The sequence below is a fragment of the Streptomyces sp. ADMS genome (assembly GCF_033441795.1).
Classification (GTDB): domain Bacteria; phylum Actinomycetota; class Actinomycetes; order Streptomycetales; family Streptomycetaceae; genus Streptomyces.
The window spans coordinates 1-247 of the sequence record NZ_JAVFVX010000604.1 but is presented as its reverse complement, the minus strand read 5'-3'; the positions used below and the strand labels follow the sequence as shown (position 1 = coordinate 247).

Annotated in this window: 1 protein-coding gene; it reads left to right on the top strand. The window is 64.8% G+C overall.

The genetic code is table 11. The features are described from left to right. Nucleotides 1-57: 57 nt before the first annotated feature. Nucleotides 58-247: PspA/IM30 family protein (locus tag RB628_RS42145; protein ID WP_412180815.1), on the top strand; the 190-nt coding region annotated here is incomplete at its 3' end.

The window sequence follows — 247 nt, the reverse complement described above, 5'->3', positions numbered from 1 at the left end:
TACACGTGGCATGGCCTGGCTGATTCCTCACCCGCCGTCGAGAGGAGGCAGGCCGCTATGACCAGCATCGCCCACCGCATAGCCACCCTGTTCCGGACCAAGGCGAACAAGGCCCTGGACCGGGCCGAGGACCCGCGCGAGGTCCTGGACTACTCCTATGCCCAGCAGCAGGAAATGCTGCAGAAGGTACGACGTGGTGTGGCAGACGTGGCCACCAGCCGCAAGCGCATCGAGGTGCAGATCAACC